This is a genomic window from Pseudomonas sp., from assembly GCF_050739655.1.
GTDB lineage: Bacteria > Pseudomonadota > Gammaproteobacteria > Pseudomonadales > Pseudomonadaceae > Aquipseudomonas.
Map to the genome: position 1 here is coordinate 16181 of NZ_JBOIBY010000399.1, position 21211 is coordinate 37391.

The 21211-nt window shown below is 59.5% G+C and carries 20 protein-coding genes; 6 read left to right on the forward strand and 14 right to left on the reverse strand.

The genetic code is table 11. From position 1 onward, the window contains the following. The first annotated feature begins 54 nt into the window (after positions 1–54). The 4 genes from ACRESJ_RS19395 to ACRESJ_RS19410 all read left to right on the forward strand — a co-directional run bounded on the left by ACRESJ_RS19395 (position 55) and on the right by ACRESJ_RS19410 (position 2219). Positions 55–1074 carry a DNA topoisomerase IB gene (locus ACRESJ_RS19395; protein ID WP_431759327.1) on the forward strand — a complete coding sequence of 340 codons (1020 nt, stop codon included), beginning with the start codon at positions 55–57 and terminating at the stop codon, positions 1072–1074. Between the two features lie 72 nt (positions 1075–1146). Then, a complete protein-coding gene (locus tag ACRESJ_RS19400; protein WP_431759328.1) occupies positions 1147–1368 on the forward strand; it encodes a hypothetical protein in 222 nt (73 codons plus the stop codon). 128 nt (positions 1369–1496) lie between these two features. Then, a complete protein-coding gene (locus ACRESJ_RS19405; protein ID WP_008055683.1) occupies positions 1497–1727 on the forward strand; it encodes a hypothetical protein in 231 nt (76 codons plus the stop codon). Positions 1728–1934: 207 nt separating this feature from the next. Continuing rightward, positions 1935–2219: a hypothetical protein gene (locus ACRESJ_RS19410; protein ID WP_431759329.1), complete on the forward strand. Its 285-nt coding sequence runs from the start codon at positions 1935–1937 to the stop codon at positions 2217–2219. 3 nt (positions 2220–2222) lie between these two features. Here the strand turns inward: ACRESJ_RS19410 and ACRESJ_RS19415 are convergent, their stop codons facing one another. Then, positions 2223–2867 carry a TetR/AcrR family transcriptional regulator gene (locus ACRESJ_RS19415; RefSeq protein ID WP_431759330.1) on the reverse strand — a complete coding sequence of 215 codons (645 nt, stop codon included), beginning with the start codon at positions 2865–2867 and terminating at the stop codon, positions 2223–2225. A 176-nt stretch (positions 2868–3043) separates the two neighbouring features. On the opposite strand from ACRESJ_RS19415, the gene ACRESJ_RS19420 reads away from it, so the two are divergent. Beyond that, positions 3044–3880, forward strand: coding sequence for an NAD(P)H-binding protein (locus ACRESJ_RS19420; protein WP_431759331.1), 837 nt, complete (start codon positions 3044–3046; stop codon positions 3878–3880). A 102-nt stretch (positions 3881–3982) separates the two neighbouring features. After that, entirely contained in the window at positions 3983–4198 is a 216-nt protein-coding gene (locus ACRESJ_RS19425) for a hypothetical protein (protein WP_431759332.1), read from the forward strand. A gap of 202 nt (positions 4199–4400) precedes the next feature. On the opposite strand, the gene ACRESJ_RS19430 is transcribed toward ACRESJ_RS19425, so the two are convergent. From ACRESJ_RS19430 to ACRESJ_RS19490, 13 genes are all read right to left on the reverse strand, one after another. After that, a complete protein-coding gene (locus tag ACRESJ_RS19430) occupies positions 4401–6746 on the reverse strand; it encodes a hypothetical protein (RefSeq protein WP_431759333.1) in 2346 nt (781 codons plus the stop codon). Positions 6747–6772: 26 nt separating this feature from the next. Beyond that, complete coding sequence (gene terL, locus ACRESJ_RS19435; protein WP_431759334.1) at positions 6773–8395, reverse strand: phage terminase large subunit; 1623 nt, start codon at positions 8393–8395, stop codon at positions 6773–6775. Next, positions 8385–8723 (reverse strand): hypothetical protein, encoded by a 339-nt coding sequence (locus ACRESJ_RS19440; protein ID WP_431759335.1) that lies wholly within the window; start codon positions 8721–8723, stop codon positions 8385–8387. The genes terL and ACRESJ_RS19440 overlap by 11 nt, the downstream gene beginning before the upstream one ends. A gap of 1 nt (position 8724) precedes the next feature. Continuing rightward, positions 8725–11265 carry a hypothetical protein gene (locus tag ACRESJ_RS19445; RefSeq protein ID WP_431759336.1) on the reverse strand — a complete coding sequence of 847 codons (2541 nt, stop codon included), beginning with the start codon at positions 11263–11265 and terminating at the stop codon, positions 8725–8727. Between the two features lie 63 nt (positions 11266–11328). Further along, on the reverse strand, positions 11329–11742 hold the full coding sequence (locus tag ACRESJ_RS19450; RefSeq protein WP_431759337.1) for a hypothetical protein: 414 nt from the start codon (positions 11740–11742) through the stop codon (positions 11329–11331). After that, the gene (locus ACRESJ_RS19455; RefSeq protein ID WP_431759338.1) at positions 11743–13659 is read right to left on the reverse strand and encodes a hypothetical protein; all 1917 of its coding nucleotides are present in this window, start codon (positions 13657–13659) and stop codon (positions 11743–11745) included. After that, complete coding sequence (locus ACRESJ_RS19460; protein ID WP_431759339.1) at positions 13659–16013, reverse strand: hypothetical protein; 2355 nt, start codon at positions 16011–16013, stop codon at positions 13659–13661. Before ACRESJ_RS19460 ends, ACRESJ_RS19455 begins: the two co-directional genes overlap by 1 nt. Continuing rightward, positions 16013–16528 carry a hypothetical protein gene (locus ACRESJ_RS19465; RefSeq protein WP_431759340.1) on the reverse strand — a complete coding sequence of 172 codons (516 nt, stop codon included), beginning with the start codon at positions 16526–16528 and terminating at the stop codon, positions 16013–16015. Before ACRESJ_RS19465 ends, ACRESJ_RS19460 begins: the two co-directional genes overlap by 1 nt. Position 16529: 1 nt before the next feature. Beyond that, positions 16530–16976 (reverse strand): N-acetyltransferase family protein, encoded by a 447-nt coding sequence (locus ACRESJ_RS19470; RefSeq protein ID WP_431759341.1) that lies wholly within the window; start codon positions 16974–16976, stop codon positions 16530–16532. A 9-nt stretch (positions 16977–16985) separates the two neighbouring features. Next, the gene (locus ACRESJ_RS19475) at positions 16986–19136 is read right to left on the reverse strand and encodes a hypothetical protein (protein WP_431759342.1); all 2151 of its coding nucleotides are present in this window, start codon (positions 19134–19136) and stop codon (positions 16986–16988) included. Next, complete coding sequence (locus ACRESJ_RS19480; protein WP_431759343.1) at positions 19136–19717, reverse strand: hypothetical protein; 582 nt, start codon at positions 19715–19717, stop codon at positions 19136–19138. Before ACRESJ_RS19480 ends, ACRESJ_RS19475 begins: the two co-directional genes overlap by 1 nt. A 76-nt stretch (positions 19718–19793) precedes the next feature. After that, the gene (locus ACRESJ_RS19485; RefSeq protein ID WP_431759344.1) at positions 19794–20255 is read right to left on the reverse strand and encodes a hypothetical protein; all 462 of its coding nucleotides are present in this window, start codon (positions 20253–20255) and stop codon (positions 19794–19796) included. 45 nt (positions 20256–20300) lie between these two features. Continuing rightward, a complete protein-coding gene (locus ACRESJ_RS19490) occupies positions 20301–21164 on the reverse strand; it encodes a phage capsid protein (protein ID WP_431759345.1) in 864 nt (287 codons plus the stop codon). Between the last annotated feature and the right edge of the window lie 47 nt (positions 21165–21211).

Consider the following 21211-nt stretch of genomic DNA (forward strand, 5'->3'; position numbering starts at 1 on the left):
GGCATGGGGTCAATGGCTGTAACGGCCCCTGCTACCTCATCGAGGACAATCGCCATGCCCGATGCGCTGCCACCCGACCTGCACTATGTCGATGACACCCAGCCCGGCATTACTCGCAAAAAATTGCGGGGCAAATTCTGCTACTTCGACCCAAGTGGCCTGCGCATAACCGACCCAAATGAAATCCAGCGCATCAATGCCCTGGCGGTGCCTCCGGCCTACGTCGATGTGTGGATCTGCGCCGATCCTCGCGGGCATCTTCAAGCCACTGGCCGCGACGCCCGTGGCCGCAAACAGTACCGCTATCACCCACGCTGGCGTGAAGTGAGGGACAGCGATAAATACGCGCGACTGCGGGATTTCGGCCTGGCCTTGCCAAAACTGCGCAAGCAACTGGAAGCGTTACTGGCAGCACCGGGCTCTAGCCGCGATAAAGTCATGGCCACGGTGATCACCTTGCTCGACGCCACACTCATCCGTGTCGGCAACACTCAATATGCGCGGGATAACCGTTCCTATGGCCTGACCACCTTGCGCAGCCGCCATGTGGAAATCAATGGCAGTGCAATCGTGTTCCAGTTTCGCGGTAAAAGTGGCGTCGAACATCAGATCACCGTGAAGGACCGCCGCTTGGCCCGCATCGTCAAGCGTTGCCAGGAGATCCCGGGGCAAAACCTTTTCCAATACCTTGATGAAAACGGTGAGCGGCGCACCATCACCTCCGCCGATGTAAATAGCTATCTGCAAACCCTGACCGGAGCCGACTTCACCGCCAAGGACTATCGCACATGGGCCGGCAGCGCATTGGCTTTGGCAGTACTGCGGCAATTGCAGTGGCAGCCCGAGTCCGAGGCCAAGCGGCATGTGGTGGATATGGTGAAAAACGTCGCCAGGCAACTGGGCAATACTCCGGCTGTATGCCGAAAATGCTACATCCATCCAGCGGTACTGGAAGGGTTCGTGCTGGGCGCCCTGGCCGAACTGCCCAAACCCAGGACCCGCAAACGCTTGCGCGCTGAAGAAGTCGGATTGGCGATGTTGCTGGAGAAACTGGCTTCAGAACCGACGAACTGACCTGTCTATTTTTTGCACGATTGCAAATGGCTTCTATAGTTGATCTGTACACAAATCAGCTGCGGTGAGGCCATGGAAGACATTTTCGTCATCAAGCGCTGCAACAAGATCGTCATTCATGGTCGTCGTGAAGGAGAAAGCAGTCACCAACCGCCTGACGCCGCCTTCTGGTACCGGATCGCCGATACCCGCACCAACGGCTTCATCGGTGACGGCTATGACCGTGAAGAGGACGCGCGGCATGTTTGCCGACAGCTGAACGCCAGATCACAAATCACGGCCCCACAAGGCTGATGACCCTGCACGTGCCTTTTACGGGTCTATACTGAAGTGAGCTGACGGACCAGCGCCCATCGGTAGAAAGCTCGCTCCCAGCGGGCTTTTTACTGCCCTGCCAGGTGCCTTCAACGGAGGTGTTTCCCATGTCCGAAAAAGAGTCCATCACCACCCTGCTCACCCTGCTTGATTCCCGCCAGGTTCGCTTGGCTGCGGCGTGCAAGGAAATCGCCGATTGGGTCGATCATCAAGGCGGACATCCGACCGCTCTGCGAATCCGCGATCGTCTGAACGATATCGAGAAGGATACGCCGCTGATTCGCAACACCTTGTCGTCGCTCAAACCTGTCGACCCACCTCTGCCTCGGTTTAGATAATTTGACCCGGGTAGTCGATGCGCGACACGGCCTGATGCGGGACACGTGATCGGCGACGATTTCGTCACCGGGCATGTGCCTGCCCGACATTTCTGCGCATCTACCCCCACCCAGCCAGGCGCTGGGATTTTTTTGTGTCCGATTCAGACAACGAACGTCACCCATCACGTGAGGTCAAACAATCACACGTCGCAAAGGAGACGTTTGATGGTCACTCACTTCAAAATCAGCGGGCACCTGGCCTGCGGTCATAAAGGTAGCAATCTCACCTCGACCCGCGAACTCAACCGGGTGAAATGCAGGAGCTGCCGAAACACCGATGTATACAAGGAAGCGCGCAAAACCGAGCGCAATGCAGCCCGGCGCGCAGCGCGCAGAGCCAAAGCCGTTCATACCGTCAACGACTGGCGCCGGAACTGGACTGAAAGACTCACCGCCATGACCGGCCTGCAAAGACTGCCCCGCGGGTTCACCGGCCAGCCATTCGTTTAGCCCTCAAGTTCGGCGCATGATCTCTCGTAACGACATGCGCCTGAACGCTTCAACCAACTCGCGCCCTTCCTGCGCAGTACAGGAGATAGCCAAGCGCATCGTCGCTTCGCCCAGGTGCCAGATTAAAAAAGCGGATGCCTCAACCTGCTGTTCATCACTTTGGGGATACACCCGCATTATCGCCTGAGCCAGTATTCTCCCGGCAATACGGCTCTCCTCCAGTTCCAGTGCCAGCAATTGTTTATCGGCCTGCATGCCAGACCAGATGTCACGCATCGCCGGCGTCGCCAGCACTATCTCGTAATACTCATCGAGCAAATCCGAGTAGGCCGACTGCAACCCCTGCTCATCCTCGACCGCCCCCAACGCCTGCTCGATACAGCGACGACTTTGGACGTTGTACCGCTCGGCCAGTGTGCGAATAACGGCGCTCTTATCGGGAAAGTACTGGTAAAGGGAGCCGATCGAAATTTCGCAGCGCTCGGCAATTTCACTCATCTTGAGCTGATCGCTGCCCTTGCTGGCGATCAATTGCGTCGCTACGGCGAGGATGCGCTCCTGTCGCTCGCGGCTGCGTTGCTGCGTAGGGTTACGTCGAGACGGCTCTGGAGCCGGCTGCTCGCATATTTCAGTCGTTTTCTTGCGCACGGACGTGCTTCCCGATCAATAACATGACATTCACTCACCTTAGCACCGCCCCTCCTTCCACCCAACACTCCCTTCCATTCGTCGCCTTCGGGGCTACCTCAATTGACGGAAAAACATGAGGGTCTATCATCTTTTAAACATGAGTATCACTCACATTACTGATGGAGATGAACGCGATGAACACCACTCAGCAGACCTATCTGATTCTCGGTGCCACAGGAAAAACCGGACGGCGTATCGCTGAACGGCTCACCCAGTCAGGCCACACGGTGCGACTTGGCTCTCGAAGCGCCAACCCGTCCTTCGATTGGGAAGATCGTTCGACCTGGGACGGCGCACTGGATGGTGTTCACGCCGTGTACATCTCCTTCCAACCGGATCTCGCGGTTCCCGGTGCCCTGGAAATCATCCAGGCATTCACAGAGCGGGCGGTCCAAAGTGGTGTCAGCAAACTGGTGCTGTTGTCGGGTCGCGGCGAAGCGGAAGCAGAAAAGGCCGAGCGAGTGGTTCAAACCAGTGGCCTGGACTGGACGATTCTGCGCGCCAGTTGGTTCTGCCAGAACTTCAGCGAAGCTCACTTTCTGGAACCGATCCTCCAGGGAGAACTGGTACTGCCCGTCGGCAACATCGCAGAGCCGTTCATCGACGTGGAAGACATCGCCGACATCGCTTTCGCGGCACTGACCCAACCCGGGCATTCGCGCCAGTTGTATGAGTTGACCGGTCCTCGGGCGCTCACCTTTGCAGAAGCGGTCAATGAGATCGCCCGGGTAACACGTCGAAACATAAGTTTCGTCGCCGTACCGCCAGACGCCTATCGGGATGCGTTGACACAGGAACAACTGCCAGCCGGGTTAATCGATCTGGTCCTGTACCTGTTCACTACCGTCCTCGATGGCCGAAACACTGCGGTTGCCGATGGTGTTCAGCGAGCATTGGGACGACCTGCGCGAGACTTCACCGACTATGTCCGTCGTACAGCGGCTACGGGTATCTGGAGCGTTGAGGGTTAGTCCGACGTGAGGCCATGGCGACAACTCGCTTACTGGACTAGGGTCTGTTTCGAATCGAACTGCGGCGCCATCATTGGCGGGAAACAGATCAAGGAGGGAGCGATGTCATCCAATCGTAGTGCCGAACAAACCTATCGCCAGTGGTCCAGCCCGATCCTGCTGGAACTCAAAGAACGAGAGCATCAACTGGCCCCGTCAGACCGGGAGGCGTTGCGAACTATTTTGCTGGAAAGGCGGCTCATCAACAGTGGCAATCCCACCGGTGAGGATCGGCGCAAAGCACTATCGGACAGCAATGACAATCATCGATCCGTGTGAAGGAAGAACAGCATAGGAAAGGAGGAATTTTCGCCCCGGAAACAAACAAGGGTTTGCATCAGCTTTCGCTCGCAAACCCTTGATTTAAGATGGTGCCCGAAGCCGGAACCTAATTTGACCTGAGAAACACCGTAGTTATTGAGTGGAAATAGATATAGCAAAAACAGATGTACTTTTTGATGTACTTTTTTAATGCTCCTGGTCACTTCACCGTGAACTTTGCTTTCTGATCGGCGAGGAATGTCCCGAGGGCGTTTGCCAAGTTCGGAAGCGTGACGGTAGTAGAGTCGAAGGTCCTCACGGTGGTGCTGATTGTTGGTGCATACGCCGGCTCGTTTTGTGCGGTATTAAGGAATCCGTTCTGTGCGAAGTGGTTTCGGAACTGGTATTTGACTGCGGCGTTACCACCATCGATTCGGAATTTCTTGGTGGTCGTCGTACCGTAGGTTCCTTCGATGTGCCAGCGGTTGCGCGGATCAGCGTCAAACACCAGGTAGTTGCCTGCGCCATCAGCCGTAGGGAACTTGATCCCGTTGTTGCGGAAATAAACGGTAGGGTTTGCGAGCTGGCTCGGAATGCCTGCTGCTGTTGGCGCGTAGATCAGCACCACGGCGCGGCTGTCGTCTGCAGTGCCGGATAACCCACAGTTGGTCAGGTCGTTGTTGTCGAACTGCATATCGCCGTAAAGCGAGGTGGCGATACCATTCTTGGACGCTGATTTGATTTTGTTGTCTGCGATCCGTCCGGACAGATCTCGGCCAAATATCCCGTAAATCCCGCCGTCGATATCGTTGCCAGAGACATCCACCTCGACACACCGATCGATTGAGATTGAGTTGTTGACGCAGTTCCGGGACACGTTGTGCTTGATCGATGCGCCGTAGTTGTAGATCTCGCGACCATCCGACAGCGAAGAACTTACGATCAACACGTCATAACCGTTCGCTTCGAAATTATTGTTGTGAATGACCGTGCCCTTGCGAAAAGTCAGTGGGTCGACAACCCACTTCGACGAGTTGAACGCTGCGTCAGAGTTTGCAACCACGCAGATCCAGAGAATGCTGGAGAATCGAACTTTCTGCCCGACCGTGTACAACGTAGACGCCACCCACAACGACGCCATGTTGAATCCGGAATAGTTCTCGAACTGGGTTTTAATGCCGCCCTGGTAGCAGTTGCGGATGGTGTTGCCGATGGCCATCAGCCCGTCATTCTCGATGCCGTAGAAGCCATGCTGCCCAAGACATGGGCCGATATCGTTATTCATCAGCTGGCAGATGCGTGTCTGCACCGACTGTATGCCGAACGCGGTATCGCGAATGCGGTTGTTGAGGAAATAGTCCTCGTAGATCCAGCCCAGTGCGTTGTTCTTCGGCTGACACATGATCCCGAAGTCAGAACCGTTGCCCTGATTACCCTGGCCAACTGGATCGATGTATGGGTAGCCAATGCCTTTGATGTCGCAATTCTTAATGGTCTTGCGCGTCACGCCCATCATCACTACGCAACCGCCGGCATGATCCCTGCCGCGCAAGCCATCGACCACGATTTCATCGCCGCCGTCGAAGTAGACCGCCGCTACCTGGTTGTAGCTTGAGCTGGCGCCGTTGTACTCGCCTGCCGCCCCACCGCGCCCATAGAAGCGACCACGGCGCAACTCGGTACCAAGGTGCTCCGTGAAGCGCAGCGTCTGCTTGAAGTTCTGCTGCTGGTAGATGTTGGCGCCCTTCAGGTTGATCTGACAGTCAGTTCTGAATGGAAACAGGATCTGCCCATTGATCAGATAATCACCCTCAGCCTTGAACTTGCCGCCACTGGGCAACGCATTTGCCGCTGCCTGCCATGCCGCTGTGTCAGCCACCGCGTTACCCACACCAACCGGCCCGGCCACAGGGAACTGCTCGGGACGAATGATCTTGCCAATGGTTTTTGAGAGAGGGACGCCTGCATGGCCCACAACGTCCGAGCCGGCAGCGCCTGCGATATCCTGCACAACGTGCGGAAGACCATCAGCGCCGGTGATATAGACGTTCGCTGCGTTGTTGATAGGGCCAGTGATGGCGCCAAGCAAGCCGGCAATGTACGTCTGCGCATAGCGCTTGTTGACCGCGTCTTGAGGGTCGATCGGGTCGCCCAGTTCGGCCAGGCGATTACCTTTCGCACGGTAGGAGCCAAAACCATCGATGTCGTTAACGCCGAGGATTGGTGAGCGGCTGCTGTATCGGTCGAGTTGTTTGAGCGCCTGCCAGATGCGGTCAAAGTCGCGGTTGACCGTACCCGCAAGCAAGTCGCCGTTTTCCTGATAATCAACCAGACGTTGAAACGGAACTTCGAGCTGTAGATACAGATCGCCAGTTGGCGCTACGGTAAATGTAATTGAGCTGGTGGGGCTCCCCACGCCTGTATGCGTATACCCGGAAGTCACAAGGACCCCATTCAGATACACCTTGAGGTCGCCGGCTTCGATCACCAGGAACGGCACAGCATAAATAGTTGAAACACCGTTGGCTGCGTAACGCTTATCGGTAGGTCCTGGCTGAACTGACATCTGAAAGCCCCTTTGGTTATCGCGGGCTAGTAGTCCACCTGAACCTCATGCACGCCCGCATCTGGGCGCCAATCGTCCCGCCGGGCCTCTGTCGGTTTCCCGACTATTCGCCCAATGCGCACAGGGGTTTGACTGATGGCACCGGAGCCGGAGTCGATGTAGTCGTCGTCCTGGTCAGTGAGTGCCGGATTGAAATCGCGCATTTGGTCCCAGATCGTCCGAAGCACGTCGACGTGAGCCCACATGAAACGGGCCGAGAGTGGCGACTCGAATGCGTCGAGGATGCGTTTCTGTTTGTTGGTGCTGCTGTGCTCTTCCCCTACCCCACAGCCTATGCCTTTGAGCGCTTGTTTGAGGATCGCCGGAGCAAATCCCCCTGGACCGTTGGTCTCGATGATCACCCGCGGGATCTGGTACTGAATCACCAGCTCGCGAATCTGGTGTACCTGGCCACCGTTGATCCTGTCCTTGTCGTCGAATTCGGCGATCTCACCGGTAAGCCCTTTTGCCAGGTGCCAATAGAGTTGGCCACGCGCGTCGGTGAGGATCAGCGAAAAAGCCGAGGCGTCCGACTTGATCTTCCCCAAAGAGCAGTCCCAGTAAGCGACGGCGCCGACGATCTGCGTTGAACCCAGGTACATGGCCGCCGCGTTGTTGGCGTAACGCATGGTCGGCTGGACGTCGTAGGGAATGATTCGGGCCGGGTCCAAGCGAACCTCCGTGACGGGCTTCGAGTGGAGCTGGTACTGCGAGTCCCATTCGTTGATGGTGCGGGTTTCTTTGCGGCGCGTTTCTAGCGTCGCCATGTCGAAGCGCTCGGGCCAGGCGCTGCCGGCGTAGCAATCGACCAACGTGCCGGGTGGTGTAAAGAAGGCAATCCCGCTTTTCGTTACCTGATAATCCTTGCCAGCCACCAGCACACGGGCGTGCTTGCCGATGCCGGAGAACACCACGTCGGGCACAAACGGCACGTCGTAGGCCACCAGCTTGGCGTCCTCGATCCGGTGTTCCTGGGCGAACATGCGGATAGTGAGGCAGTCGGCGCCCATGCTTTCGAGTTCGTCGTACAGGCTGTCGTGGGTGTGCGGGGTGCCGATGTACAGCTTGGAGCCACCCGGCACCAGAATGTGAGTCTGCTCACCCAGGCGGTACCGGAGTTTTTCCCGGGCTTCTGGCGTCTGGATGTTGCGCGGCACCTCGACGTCGTCGTTCTGGCACTCGTCCGCACGGGCTGACGTAACGTTCGACAAGATGCCCTTGGCGAACATGCTGGCGTTCCGGAAGTCCGCCGCACCTTCGACCCACCATTGTTCTACGGTGCCCTGGTTGGGCGGCAGCAGATGGCGGGTCAGCGGGTGGTTGCGAATGACGTTCTGCGTGTCCCGGCTGGTTTTGTAGGCGGTGGGGTCCGACTCCGACTGGTGCAGGATCCGGTCGGTGGGATCGCGGTAGTAACGCCAAGCGTTGTAGATCGCCAGCAAGGTCGACTTGCCGAAGCCCCGAAAGCAACGCAAAACGGCCAGAGGCCCTTTAGCCTCCAGCCAAATGAGCGCACGGACGTGGATGTCTGGAACATCCCAACGCATACGCTTTGCCCAAATCAGAAAGAAAACCAGCAGGCTTACTTTCTTGTCCGGGTCAGTGGACATTCCCGGCCTTCTGCATCCGCTCAATGATTGCTTGGGCTTCGCGCTCGGCGTGCGCCAGTTCGCCGTCGAGTTCGTCTACTGCATGGCCAGCGTCCGGCGACGGCTTCTGTCGGTTCATCAGGCCGGCGATGTTCACGACCTTGAGCAGCAGGGTCATGGTGGCGGCCGCGTTCTTCTTGCACCAGTACCGGTTGCCCCGCTCTTCCTGCGTGAGCTCGGCCGGGGTCTTGCCGTCACCGGGCCAGTTGTGCGGATCCACCTCGTTGATGACAACCTCGCCCAGGCGTTCGCTCAGGGCTTGTAAGCGGGTGATTTGATCGTCACGCATATCAGCGGGCTCCTACGGATGCGCCAAGGTTTGGGGCGCGATCCGGGGCAGCGTCGCCCGGTTCCCACCAATACGATTGCTTGAATTCCTTGCGCGCGCGTTGCTTCATGCGGCGCAGGTACCCGGGCGAGAAGTAATCCTGCAGCTGGTTGAAGATCAGATGATCCGTGGCGGCCTTCGTGTACCAGAGGTTCGCCGCGGGCAAATGACTCTTGGCCAACTTCACCAGCTTGGCGCCGGTCTGGTTGACCTCGCCGGCGGCGGCGTTGTCCTTCAGTTTGAACACCTGCTCGATATCGCCAGCAATTGGGCCGCCCAAGGCAGCCAGCGGCGAGCTGCCACCCTGCGAGTTATCCGAGAACAGGAAGTCACCGTACAAGCCCATCGCCCCACCCTTGAGCATCGACGCAATACCAAAGCGCAGACCCGGCACGCCCAGGGTTCCATCGTCGGTGATGTCCTTCGGGTCCCTGCCGCTGGCCACCTCGTTGAGCTGAATAGCCATGCCGCCCAACACCGTAGTGCTGGCGACCAATGTGCCCAGGTATCCAGCCTTGCCCCATCCTTCCTGAGCCATGCCGCGTGCAACGTGGCGCATGACCATGCCGATGGAGAAGCTTTTGAACTGCCAGAACGAGCGCAGCAGCTCACCCTTGACGGTGCCGCGTTCAACTCCGCCGTGCATCATTGCCTTCTCGCGGGCGCCCGGCTCAATGATCGCCATGTTCGTTTCATCCAGCACGGCGCCCAGCAGCTTGGTGGCGGCCTGATCCTTCAGCCGTTGTGGGGTTGTATTGAGCTGCTGGGCCATCTGCACCAGGTCGGCGTTCGGGATGCGGTAGATGCTATTCGCGGTCAGCACCGTGTCGCCCACACCGCGCCAGTCCTCCGGCTGCGCCAGGCGCCACACGGCCCAGTCGGTTTCGGTAACGCCCTGGCCAAGCAGGCGCTTGCTGTCTGCCGGGTCCATGGCTGCGATGGTCGGGTGCCGGCGCGACATGTCGCCGATGGTGTCCATCATGGTGGCGCCGAATGCCCGCTGGGTGCCGGCGGTCAAGGCGTTGAGTCCAGAGGCCTGCATCACCTTGCTGGCGGCTGTCTGTGAGAACTTGGAAACCCGGCCCGATATCTGCTCAGTGGTGCCAAGGCCGTCGGCGCCCCAGCGGTTGAGGCTGCCGATCAGTTGGTTCAGGCCCAATCCAGCACGCTGCGCCATGCGGCGATCCGTGGCGCTGGCCGGGTTGAGCATGCGGAGTTCATTGGCGAACACCTTCATCACCGGCATACCGTTCATGGAGGCGGTCAGGCCCAGCGTTCCCTGGTCGGTGACGGAGGTCAGTACGGCAGAGCCCAGGCGACTGGCAACGTTGAGCGCCCGGTAGGTCTCGAACCCATTGGCGAGGGCTGCGGATGCCGGCGGCTCGCGGGTGCCGGCAACCTCTTCGTAAAGGTGTTCGATCTTGCGGCGCTGCTTGGCGACCTTGTCGGCCTTCTTCGGATTGGCCTCGATCGTTGTCTTCTCGCCGGCGTCGAGGAAGTAGCGCATCTGGTTGTTCGGGTTCGGGCCCAGGGATTCGACCAGGGCGATATCGCGGGAAGCGCGGTCAATGTGACCGATCAGCAGTTCCAGCAGGTTGCGCTCACCGTAGGCCTTCTGTGCAGCGATGAATGACTCGGCATCCTTGTAGTGGATCTGCCGCGATTCGCTCCCACGATTGGCGCGCATTCCGTTGCCGGCGACATTGCCGGGCTCGAGCTTGTTCACCCCACCGGTGGCCAGCGTCGTCCAGGCGTGATTGAGGAAGTCGGTCAGCTCGGCATCGTTCATCGGCGAGCCGTCTTCTTTCATGTACTTGGCGCGGTTCGCCCATTGAACATGGTCACCCACCCACTTGGCCTGGTCCTTGGCCACCTTCACCTGCGAGTGATCGCGCGGCATCGACCAATCATCAAGGAAACCCACGTCGCCGCCGGCACGGTTGAAGCGCTGGCGCAGCTGCTCGGCGGTGTCCTTGAACTGTTTCGCGGCGGTCTTGGCTGCTGCGTTGCCGGAGTCCTCGCCGTGCAGCTCGCGCACCAGCGCAAGGTTGCCGGCTTCGTCCTGAAACAGGCCCATGAACTTGCCCTTGGTCACATCGATGACGTCGAGCATGCGGCTCAGTGAGTCGTCGCGGATTGCCCGGGTGGCCGACTCGATCGATAAAATGCCGCTCTTGCCATCGCTGGAGAACGCCAACAGCCGGTCGAGCCCTTCAAGTGGTTGGTCCGGGAATCGCTTCATGTAGCTGTCGATGCGGTCGTGGGCCATGATCGTCAGGGCCACGCGCTTTTTCTTGAGCTGCTGCTCGTCCACCAGTTCCTTGGCAGCCTTGGTGGCGGCTTCGTTCAGGCGGTCGGCGGCGGTCTTTGACTGCCAGGCGGGATCAGACTGGGCAAGCTGACGCATGTTGCGGCGCAACCGGTCTTCGATGCCCTGGATTTCCTGCTGGTTGAGGGATCGGCCAATGGCCTGGGTGACGGCTTTAATACACTCGGCGCGCATGGCCTGCCTCCTGTGGGAATGGAGGCAAGCCTATGGGGCGGGGATAGACGGTTTCCCGACTATTTAATCTGTGGCTGTGCAGTCATTCCCACGGTAGGACCAGGTGGCGATTTTTCCGTCTGCGATTTCAAAGGTGGTGGTGCAGCTTAAATTGATGTTCATGGCTGGCGAGCCGCCGTAACTATTGGTGTACGCGGTGTTTCCAACCACATTGGTTTGGTAGGTAGGAGCCTGGCCAGGTACGAAAACGTCCCTATCGTTGGAATAAACCAGAAATCGATGCCCGCTGGTTTCGTAGGCTTGTTGCGGTGGCCCCCATTTTCTGACCAGATTCAATTCATCATCGCCAATCCAGGTATTAAGGATCTTCTCGTAGTTTGCAGTCGTGGCGCAGGCGGTCAACACCAGTGTCAACGCAATAATTGAAAGCCTTTTCATCGTTTCCCCTTTTGGCACTGCGCCACTATTTTCCAGCATTCAATCAACACCACGCTGCAAGAAGCAAGCGGCAGCAGCGGCAAAGCCTCTGGATTCTTCCTGCGCCCTGACGACATCGGCGTCAGCCTGCGCCAGCAGTTCCCTGGCGGACACGGTGATCGGGTTGCCGTCGGCGTCCATCGCGCCGGTGGCCAGGCGCATGTCCTCCATGCGGTTCAGGATCTCGTCTGCAACCTGAATCTCTGGATCTGATGCAGGCTTGCCCTGTGCTGTCTCGGTTTCTGGCCCTTCTGATGCAGGTTTGGCTGGTTTTAATGCATCTTTCGGCGCTTTTGATGCAGCGGCCGGGGCTGCCGTTTCCGGTTTTTCCACATTTTTTGAGGCGCCAATATCCAGCGGCTTGGCCTGCAACGTCGGCTCGGCGCGTTCGATATCGTCAAGGATGCGGCGGATTTCCTGTTGCGCGACCTGGGCCATAGTCAGTTTGGTGTTGGCTTCAGCCACGCCGGCAGCGAGAGGTTTTTTCTCGAACCCCTGCACGATGGCGTCGGCACGCTGATCGACGCGGCTTTGGTACCGCTCTGGAACTTCGCCACGGCTCAAGGTATTCAAGTCAGCACGGGCTTGCTCGGCGGTCCGGTTGCCGTCAAGGCGTTCGGTCAGAGCGGTCTGGCGGTCGGACAAGTCAAGGCGTTCGGTCTCAATGGCCTCGCGGGCAGAAGCCTCAGCCTGTTTGCGGCTCTGGCCCTGCTGCTGGAACTCTTTCGCCCTGGCTTTGAACGTATCGTCCAGCCCATCAAGGGACTGCTTGAGCGAGCCCAGCTCGGCTTTCACGTCCTTGACGTTGGGCAAGATGCCGGCCGCTTCCTGCTCCAGCTCTGTGCGGATGGTCGGTTCCAGATCCTGCCGCGCGGTGGCCAGCGCAACGTCACGCGCTGGGGCCATTGGAGCAGAGTCAGTGCTACGCATGAACTCTGCAGAGTGGATGCTTTCTGGCAGGACAACTGATTCGCCGCGGCTGAGTTGAGCAATAGCTGTGCGGATCGCGTCTTGGTGCGCCACTGCTGACTTGGGATTGATGGGTGCACCTGGTGCAGTATCGACATCGGCGTGCTGATAGGTACGCTCGGCCAGCGATGCGTCCACCTGTTCAGTGGTGGGGCGGCGCATTCCGGCCCGGCCGATGCCAAAGAAGGCAGCACCGAGGATTGCATCGGTGGCCAGCGCTGTGCCGTCCATGGCTCGATACTGGGCAGCCTGAGCGTGATAACCACCGCTCTCCAGCAGCGCGGCCGTAGCGCCACGTCCAGCAGCACCCAAGCCAACGTTCGCTCCTACAGCTATGGCCGCGTCACCAAGTACCGGGCCGACGAATCGCGCTGCCGGCATCAGCGCACCAATGCCGGTAGTCGTTGCATCAATCACGCCTTTCAGCGTGGCGGTGGTTTCGTCCAGACCTTCAGCAACGCCGACCTGCTTACCCGCGTACCCTGCAGGTGCACCAGCAGCAACAGCGCCACCAAGAGGACCGGCAAGCACAGTGCCCGCCACCGTGCGCGGCAGGATTGCGGCGGCTTCGCTCAGGATTTGCCCAACGACACCCACTTCAGCAGGATCAGGACGCAGCAGCTCAACAGCCCGAGCTGTGTCCTTGCCGATAGCATCCGCCCGGCGTGCAGTGTCGGTGTTGATCTGCTCAATCTGCTGGTCAGCGTCCTGGCCATCCAGCACCGTGCTACTCAATCCAAGGGCCATTGCCTGATCAGCGCCAGCCGCTTGCACTACCAGCGACTTGGCGGTGTTCACGCCTTCAATGCCGCCCCGCACCAGGCCCTGCCCGACTGCGTCATAGATGCCGGTGAACGCGCCAGGAGCAGGCTTTTCAGCAGTACGGCCAAGGCGTTCGTCCTGGCTCAGGGCTTCGTTTTCTTCGACCAATCCATCGAGCCATGACATTAGCGTTTGCTCCCGTACTGCTGGGCCTGGTCGTTGTGAAGCGATTGCGCGTAGGCCGTCGCATCGTCGGGGTTGTCGAATTTGCCCAGGTGCTTACCTGTCTTCTTGTACGTCTTGATTGCCTCTTCATTGCTCATGATTCGGCCATCATCGCTGACAGTGGGGATAAGCACCTCGCCGTCGTCGATACCAATGGAAATAGTGCGAACGGTGCTGATTGAACCATCGGCGTTCTTGACCACTGGGCGAGCGTTCAGGTCAATGTTTCCCTTCTCAACCATCCCCTTGGCATCTTTGCCGAAGTCAACAGCCTTCCGAATGCTCGGCGGTGTACCCCTCACGCTCACCACCATAGGTTCGTTGGTCGCCGGATCAAGCTGCACCCGGCCGGCGTTGAGCAGGTAATACGAGCCTTCCTTGCCCGGTACCGGCGACAGCGGCATGTCTTCGAGCTGGCCGATAGGCAGCTTGCTGCGCTGGGCCAGGCCGACCAGTTCGATATCGACGGTCTTGCCGAATGCCTTGTCGCTCATGCCATACGGCTTGACGACCTTCGCACCGCCCCGCTCGGCGATGCCACCGGTTGCCAGGGCGACTGCCTGCTCGGCCAGGTCGCTGTCGATCTCAGGTTGCGCACCGTCGTGCTTCACGCCCTTGGGGCCAGCCATGCCCGCATACAACGACTTGTAGGCCAGATAGGCCTGTTCACGCTGCGGTGTGCCGGGAGTCAGCGCATTGCCTACGTGCTCGTCGAAAGCCTCGCGGAAGAGGTTGTCCTTCGGCATAGGGGTCGACTTGTCAGCCAGCACCTTGGAGCCAGCCAGCAGGGTCTGAGGCACGTTGGTGCCGTCTTCGCCCTTGAGGTTGCGGAACTGCGCCATGCCCGCCAACACGGTGATCGGCTGATCGGCAGCAAGCGGCTTGATGGCTGCGGCGTAATCCGACCCCGTTGGGGATGCTGCAGCGATGGCCCCGAGCAATTGCAGCTTGGTGCCGTCATCCGCCTGGGTGAGCAACGAAGACAGCATCTGCTGTTCCTCAGGCTTCCAGGGGCTGCGCGCCACCTCAGGCCCATAGGCCTTTCGCACCGAGTTGACCACGTCGAAGCGGTGGGCGATCTGCTCGCCAAGCTTCGCCTGGCCTGCCGGTGTGGTGATGCTGGAAACATCCAACGGCTCAACGTCGACACCGGTACGCATGGCGTTGAAGGTCAGCGGGTTGTCGCGCAGCAGTTTGGTGTTGTTGTCGATCGCGGTCTGCAAGCGGGTGACGTTGGCCTGCTCGGATACGCTGGCGCCGGTCTTGGTCATCTGTAGGCGCTTCTGGTCGACGTACTGCTGCTGCACGGCAATAGGCTGCCGGAGCAGGTTTTGCACCTCGTTCATCTCGCCGATGCGGGTGTTGTACTCGCCGGCAGCGGACGTGCCAGAAAGCCCAGCTTTCCAGCGCTGCTGGTCCGCCGGAGTCGGTGGAATGCCTGTCGCGGCCTGGCGGTCCATCTGGGTAAGGATCCGCTCAGCCTTCATTTCCCGCATTTCAGCCTGGCGCTGCTGGTGTTCCTTTACCTGAAAGATACGGCCGCTTACCGTGTTGAGCAGCTGGTTGCGCTTTTCTGGATCCAGCTTCTTGGCGTAGAAACCGTCCTCGGCGGTGAGGTCGTGCTCCACCTGTTGCAGGCTGCCAAGGTTTTCGCGGGACTCGATAACACGCTGGGTGGCGTGAGTGGTCCAGTTGCTGTCCTTGAACTCCTGTTTCTTGCTGGTCCACGCCTCACCGAAAGCCAGGCGCCCCGCCACATCGATGTCCTCCGCGTCCATACGGGCGTTGATTTGATCGACGTTCGCCCCGGGCATGGCAGCGTCCTTGCCCAGCATGTCCATGCGCGCCACCAGGTCGCTCTGTGCCGATGCGATCCGGCCCTTGGCCGAAGCCTCGCGCACACGGTCAAGGCCACCGATCTGGATACGCTTGAGGGAGTTGCCGATTTCACCCTGCGCGGCTTCGTCGAGCCCTGGCGTTTCCAGCGCTGGAAGCTTCGATACTGCGGTGTTGTAGGCTTCCTCCGACTTGTCATAGCTGAGTTTGCCGGTGCGCATCTGCTCGTCAAGGTCGGTCGCGATGGTCTTGACCTGCGATTCCCGATCGATCAATGCGTTGCTGGCCTTCACACGCGAGAGCGCACGGTCTTCCTTGGTCTGCTGGTCAAGCACGTCGAGCGCCGCGCCCTGCACGGTGGCTGCGGCCTGCTGGGATGCCCGGGCCTGCGCGCTGGTATCCAGCGTCATCACGCGGTTCTGAGCGACGTCCTGTTGCACTCGTGGGGTGGCGAAGTTGCCAAGCGGAATAGTTGCCATCAGCCATTACCCCCTGCTGGTGCGACGGTGCCGTTTCTGCCAGCGGCCGATGCCTTCCAAGCCATACCGGCCTGAGCGCCAGACTGCAAAACGGTGCCGATGGCCTGCGAGTATCCGGCGGCCTTCGCCTGCGAACCCGCAAGCTTGTAGTTGCTTGCGTCAGTATTCAGCCGGCTGGCCTGATTGCGGCCGTTGAAGATCGTAAGCGCGGCATCTTCTTCGGCGTTGCCGGTGATTTCCTCGTTGATGTTCAGCGCCGTACCGGCACCAACCTCAACACCGGAAGCGGCGAGAGAGGCGTTTGCCTCGCTGACTTGGTTGCGCGCCAAGCGCCGAATCCGATCAGCCTGGACCACTGCCGCACTGGCAGCGGTGTCGGCATCAAGTTTCGCCTGGTCACTCTGGGCTTCAGCGTTGAGGTTCGCCTGCTTGCCGGACTGGATGGACGAATAGGCCGAATAAGCCGTTGCACCTGCAACCAGGGCATACGCGGCCATTGCTGCTGTAACAGCCATATCAAAGCTCCTTCATCATGAGAGGACCGAAGTGATTGAGCCCGCACGACTGGTACAGTCGGACGGTGCCTTCGACGTTTAATCCTGTGCCGATACCCATGTGCAGCTGCTTGGCGCCCCTGAGAATCGCCCACTGCTCGAAGGTCTTGATCAGGCGGGTTGCGGTGATACCGCTGCGCCGGCTGGGCTCAATGAAAATGGAGTAGTCATAGGCGATCAGATCGTCACTGAACCACTGATCGGTGATGCCGCCAGCCATGCCCCCGACCACCTCGCCCCCGACCTCAGCCACAAACACCACACCGCCCAGGCCGTTGATGAGGTCGTGCAGAAAGCTGGCCGACTTCTCAGGGCTGTAGGCCATCTTCGAATAGTTGCTGGTGGCATGCAGAATCGCCCCGAGCTCAATAAGCCTCGGGACGTCGGAGTGCTTGGCCGGCCTGATCATGTCGGTTCCTCAATCGTTGATAGTTATTTTCTTGATGACGTTGAGCAGGTGGAACGGCAAGGGCTGATCCTGCTCGATGACCAGCGAGGCCTGACCGCGCTCCCACCCGAGGTTTTCAAGACGGTGGACGCCGGTGAAAAGAATCGGTGGCTTGTCGAGGATCTGCGGCCCAAGGTCCCTGAAGGCGATGGTTTGGCCATTAATCTTGCAGCCGATGGTTTCAAGAAAACGTAAAGTTATTTCGCCAATACGCATGCTGTTGCCCTGGGCGCTGCCGGTACCGCCCTGCACTTCCGGTGTGAGCGTTTTGATGGTGGTCTTGAAATGCAGGCCGATCTGCACGGAGAAGGCTTTGCGCGGCAAGGTGACCTGGCCGCCGGTGACGACCTGCTGCTGCATCACTACACCGTCCGCCACAATATCGACGGTCTTGCCTTCAAGGTGGTCCAGTCCGCCCCACACGTCCGAGCCTGGCCCGCTGGTGGCATTGATCCCGCAATCGACACGAACGCCTGGGGCGAAGCGCTCGATGTAGCGAACGTTCTGGCCATTTACGGTCCTGCGTACAACAACCCACACCTGGTCGCCGTCAGCGCTTGGGATCGATGCAGCCGATTCGAATGCACCGTCTGTGATCTGGCGCGCCCAGCCGATAACGTCCTGATCCCGGTCAACGGACATTGTTGCCATGACACCGTCCGCGCGAACCATGAACAGGATCGACTCAGGCTCCTGCTGATAGGCCATATCGACGATGCCTGACTTGGTGGCGTGCTCTGACAGCACCGACATATCAGGCGAGCCGAAGGTATCTGAGTCGTACTTGTAGGCCATGGCGCGCAGCTTGCGGTTGGCGCGCTGGACGAAATACAGCTCGTTGCCGATGCGCACCGGTCGCACACGGTTGCAGCCGTACACCGACGGGTTCTTCGCTCGGATGTTGGTCGGAGTGATCGCTTTCTCTACCCCTCCGCTCACTGTGAACTCACCGCCGTAGGTCAGCGGTATCAAGGCATTGATCTGGCCCATGTGCAGGACGGGGTTGATCTGGTCGGAGGACAGGTTGTACGACAGCGCATCGTCGTCCCTGGTACCTAGCTCGAAGTTCAGGTACTCGCCGGTGCGCGATTCCCAAATGGTTTGCGGATAGTTCGTCGAGCCGGCCATTGCGAGCCGCTGCTCGAAAAGCGTGCCGGTACCGGGATAGCCGTCGATATCGTTCCAGACCGAAGCCTCGAGCGACCAGGCATTCGCAGGCGAAGCGACAGCCGAGGTCGGAGCCGTGCGGATGATGCCAGATACCACTGTGGTGCTGGTGTAGGCGATGACCTCCAGCAGCCCGCCGTTGATCTTGACGAACTTGCCGATATCGTCGGTGCGCCAGCCAGCGGCACCCAGGGTCATACTCACAGAGCCGCCCACAGGCGTTGCAGCGCTCAGGGTGTTGGTGGTCTGAGGCGAGCCCTTGAGCGACCACGACGGACGCACTGCTGCGGTAAAAGCGTTGAGGATGTCGACGGTGGCCACGTTGGCGTTGGTTACGCCAGTGATCTTGGCCACACCGCCGCCCGACCAGATCTCACGCCCCACGTCAGCAGCCAGAAACGCAGACGCTACTGCGGTTGCAGTGCGACCTGAACCCACAGTGGGAGTGCTGAAAGTGATTGCCGATGTGAAGTCGATGCCCTTTTCGTCGAACGGTTTGGTTACGAAAGGCGCCGGGGCAAGGCTCCATTCCGTATCTGCCAGGCGGCGCAACCTGTAGGTAGGCACCCTGGCGTTGAATATGAACATGGTGTCTGCACCCTGAACGTAGTCGGTCCGCTCCAGCACATCATGGGTGTATGGACTGACCAGCTCGACACCAGTGTAGGTGCCGTTCGGGTAGTAGATGCGCACATAGAGATCGCCGAACTCGCACATGTATGCCTGTTCGGTGTTGAAGACGTAAGGGATCAAGCGGGCTTTCTTATCGGCGAACTTCGCCGGAGCAACCTGCAGCGTGCCGTCGCGGCGTACTGCACCGCCGTGAATTACTGGCCAGGCGTTCTCGACCTTCTCGGCGCCGTTCTGGTACCGAGCGATATCGACGCGGCCGAGCATACGGGGAGAGATTTCTCCCGCTGTGAAGTTGGTTTGAATCAGCGTCAAGCGAGCCATCAGCCTTGGCTCCCGAATCGGGCAGCGAGCAGGCGCTCATCACCCAGGGTCTGTGGGGGATCTTCCTGCCCATCTGCGGCGCGGGCACGGCGCAGCATCATTTCAAGCTTCTGCTCTTCGCCTGCCTGTTTCGCTGTCGACTGTGTGATCGGATAGGCCAGCACCGCGCACATGGCTTGGGTGACGACAGCCACCAGATTGGAATCCCAGGTGCTCTCGACCTCGTTGCGGAACACGTAGCGCAGTTCAAGCACAGTGGTATCGGCCTGGATGCTGCGTCCCTCGACGAGATAATCGATCTGGCAACCACCTGTGCCTACCTCCAGCACCCGCAACAGATCAGCTGGCATTTCAAAGGCATGGTGGTATCCAAAAGCCGGCGCCACAGCATCCGGGGCCAGGACGACACGCTTGATCGCACAGTTCCATGGGTGAGCCCGCAAGATGTCGTCACGCACCGTTGGGTAGAGGTTCGCGCAAAGCTTCGCCCGGTCCAGGTTCAACTGGTCCGCAAAGTCGTTGATGGTCTGCGAGCCCAGCATGAGCAGCGCGTTGGAACAGATCGATACACCGGTGGCCATGGTCAAAACCTCCAGATAAAAAGACCGGGGCACACGGCCCCGGTTAAATGTTTGCCTTCCTTGGCAGCCTGATGAATCAGTTCTGGCCGGCGTAATGCGCTACCAGGGTGATTACCTGCCCTGCCAGCAAGGTCGCACCAGCAACCACGGAGCGCAGTTCGCTGGTATCGGTGGCATCGCCAGGCTTGACCACGGTCACTTCGGCCAGGGCGCCGTTGGCGAACTGTGCGTCAGCGACAGCAGAGCCAGCAGCGGCGACCGAGGTCGCAGCCATGTAGCGTGCTGGAGCTACCGCGTCGCCCAGGTTGAGGGTTGAAGACGCGGTGCCGGCGGCAAAGTAGAACTTGGTGCCAGGCATCAGGCGTGCACCGAGAGGCAGGTAGCCCCACGAAATGACGTCTGCGATTGGCTGACCGCCGGCCGGCACGGTGTAGGTACTGATGAAGGTCTGGATGTCCGCACCTTGGAGGTTCGGCTTGACCAGGGTTTGCGGGTAAGCCACACGGGCTGCCGCGAGCGATGCGAGAACTGTTGCCATGTTGGAAGCTCCTGAATCAATGGATTGAGTGGTTAAACGCCTGCCTTACGGCTCGTTGCAGGCGATCTCGACCACCTTCTCTTCCTCGACCCGGACGGAGCCGATGGACATCTTGGCGTAGATGCGAACGTTGAAACCCTTGCTCGCGTCCTCGCCTACCTTGGTCATGATGTCGGCGCCCTTGCCCAGCGTTACGCCGGATTTCGCGTAGGCGTACAGGAAGCGAGTGGCACCGGATTTCGGGCAACGCTCGGTTGGGATCCAGTTGAAGCCCATCCACTTGCCGCGCACGCTGCCGTCACGCAGGAACTGGCCCGACAGGTAGTCCGAACTGGTCAGGGTGGTGTCCGCGAGAATGGCCGCTGCGGCACTGGCGCTGTAGAGCATGTACAGCTCTTCGCCCGCTTCCTCGTCCGCCTCGTTGGTGCGGAACAGGGTTTTGGCCTGGATGATCTTGGCCTTGGTCAAACCGGTACCGCCCACAGCAATCTTCTGCGCGGTTGGCAGGATGATGTTGCCGGTGGTGGAGCGGGAGTTACCGCCCAGCGATGCGATGATCACGTCGTCTTTGGCACGGTTGAGCGAGGAAACCATCGCCTTCACGTAGTCCGAAGTCGGGTCAACCAACATGCGGATCTTGTCCTGGTCGTCGACCATGTCGCCGTCTTCCCAGTCGTACAAGTCCACGTACCGGGTCGAGTGCGGTTGATCGTTGATCGGGGTGTCGCCGTGGCGCTGGGTGCGACGGGTAGCAGTACGCTGGCCCAGACGGTTGATCGACTTGGACATACCGACGATGTTCGGCTCTTGAGCAACTGTCGGCTCAAGTCGGGACATGGTTTGTTGTGCGACGTGACGGAAGTTGTCAGCGAACTGCTGTACAAACGCCTCGGTGATGAACTGGGACATACGATGCACTCCAATGCAGATAAGGGGGTTGCCTGCCGGGTGTCCGA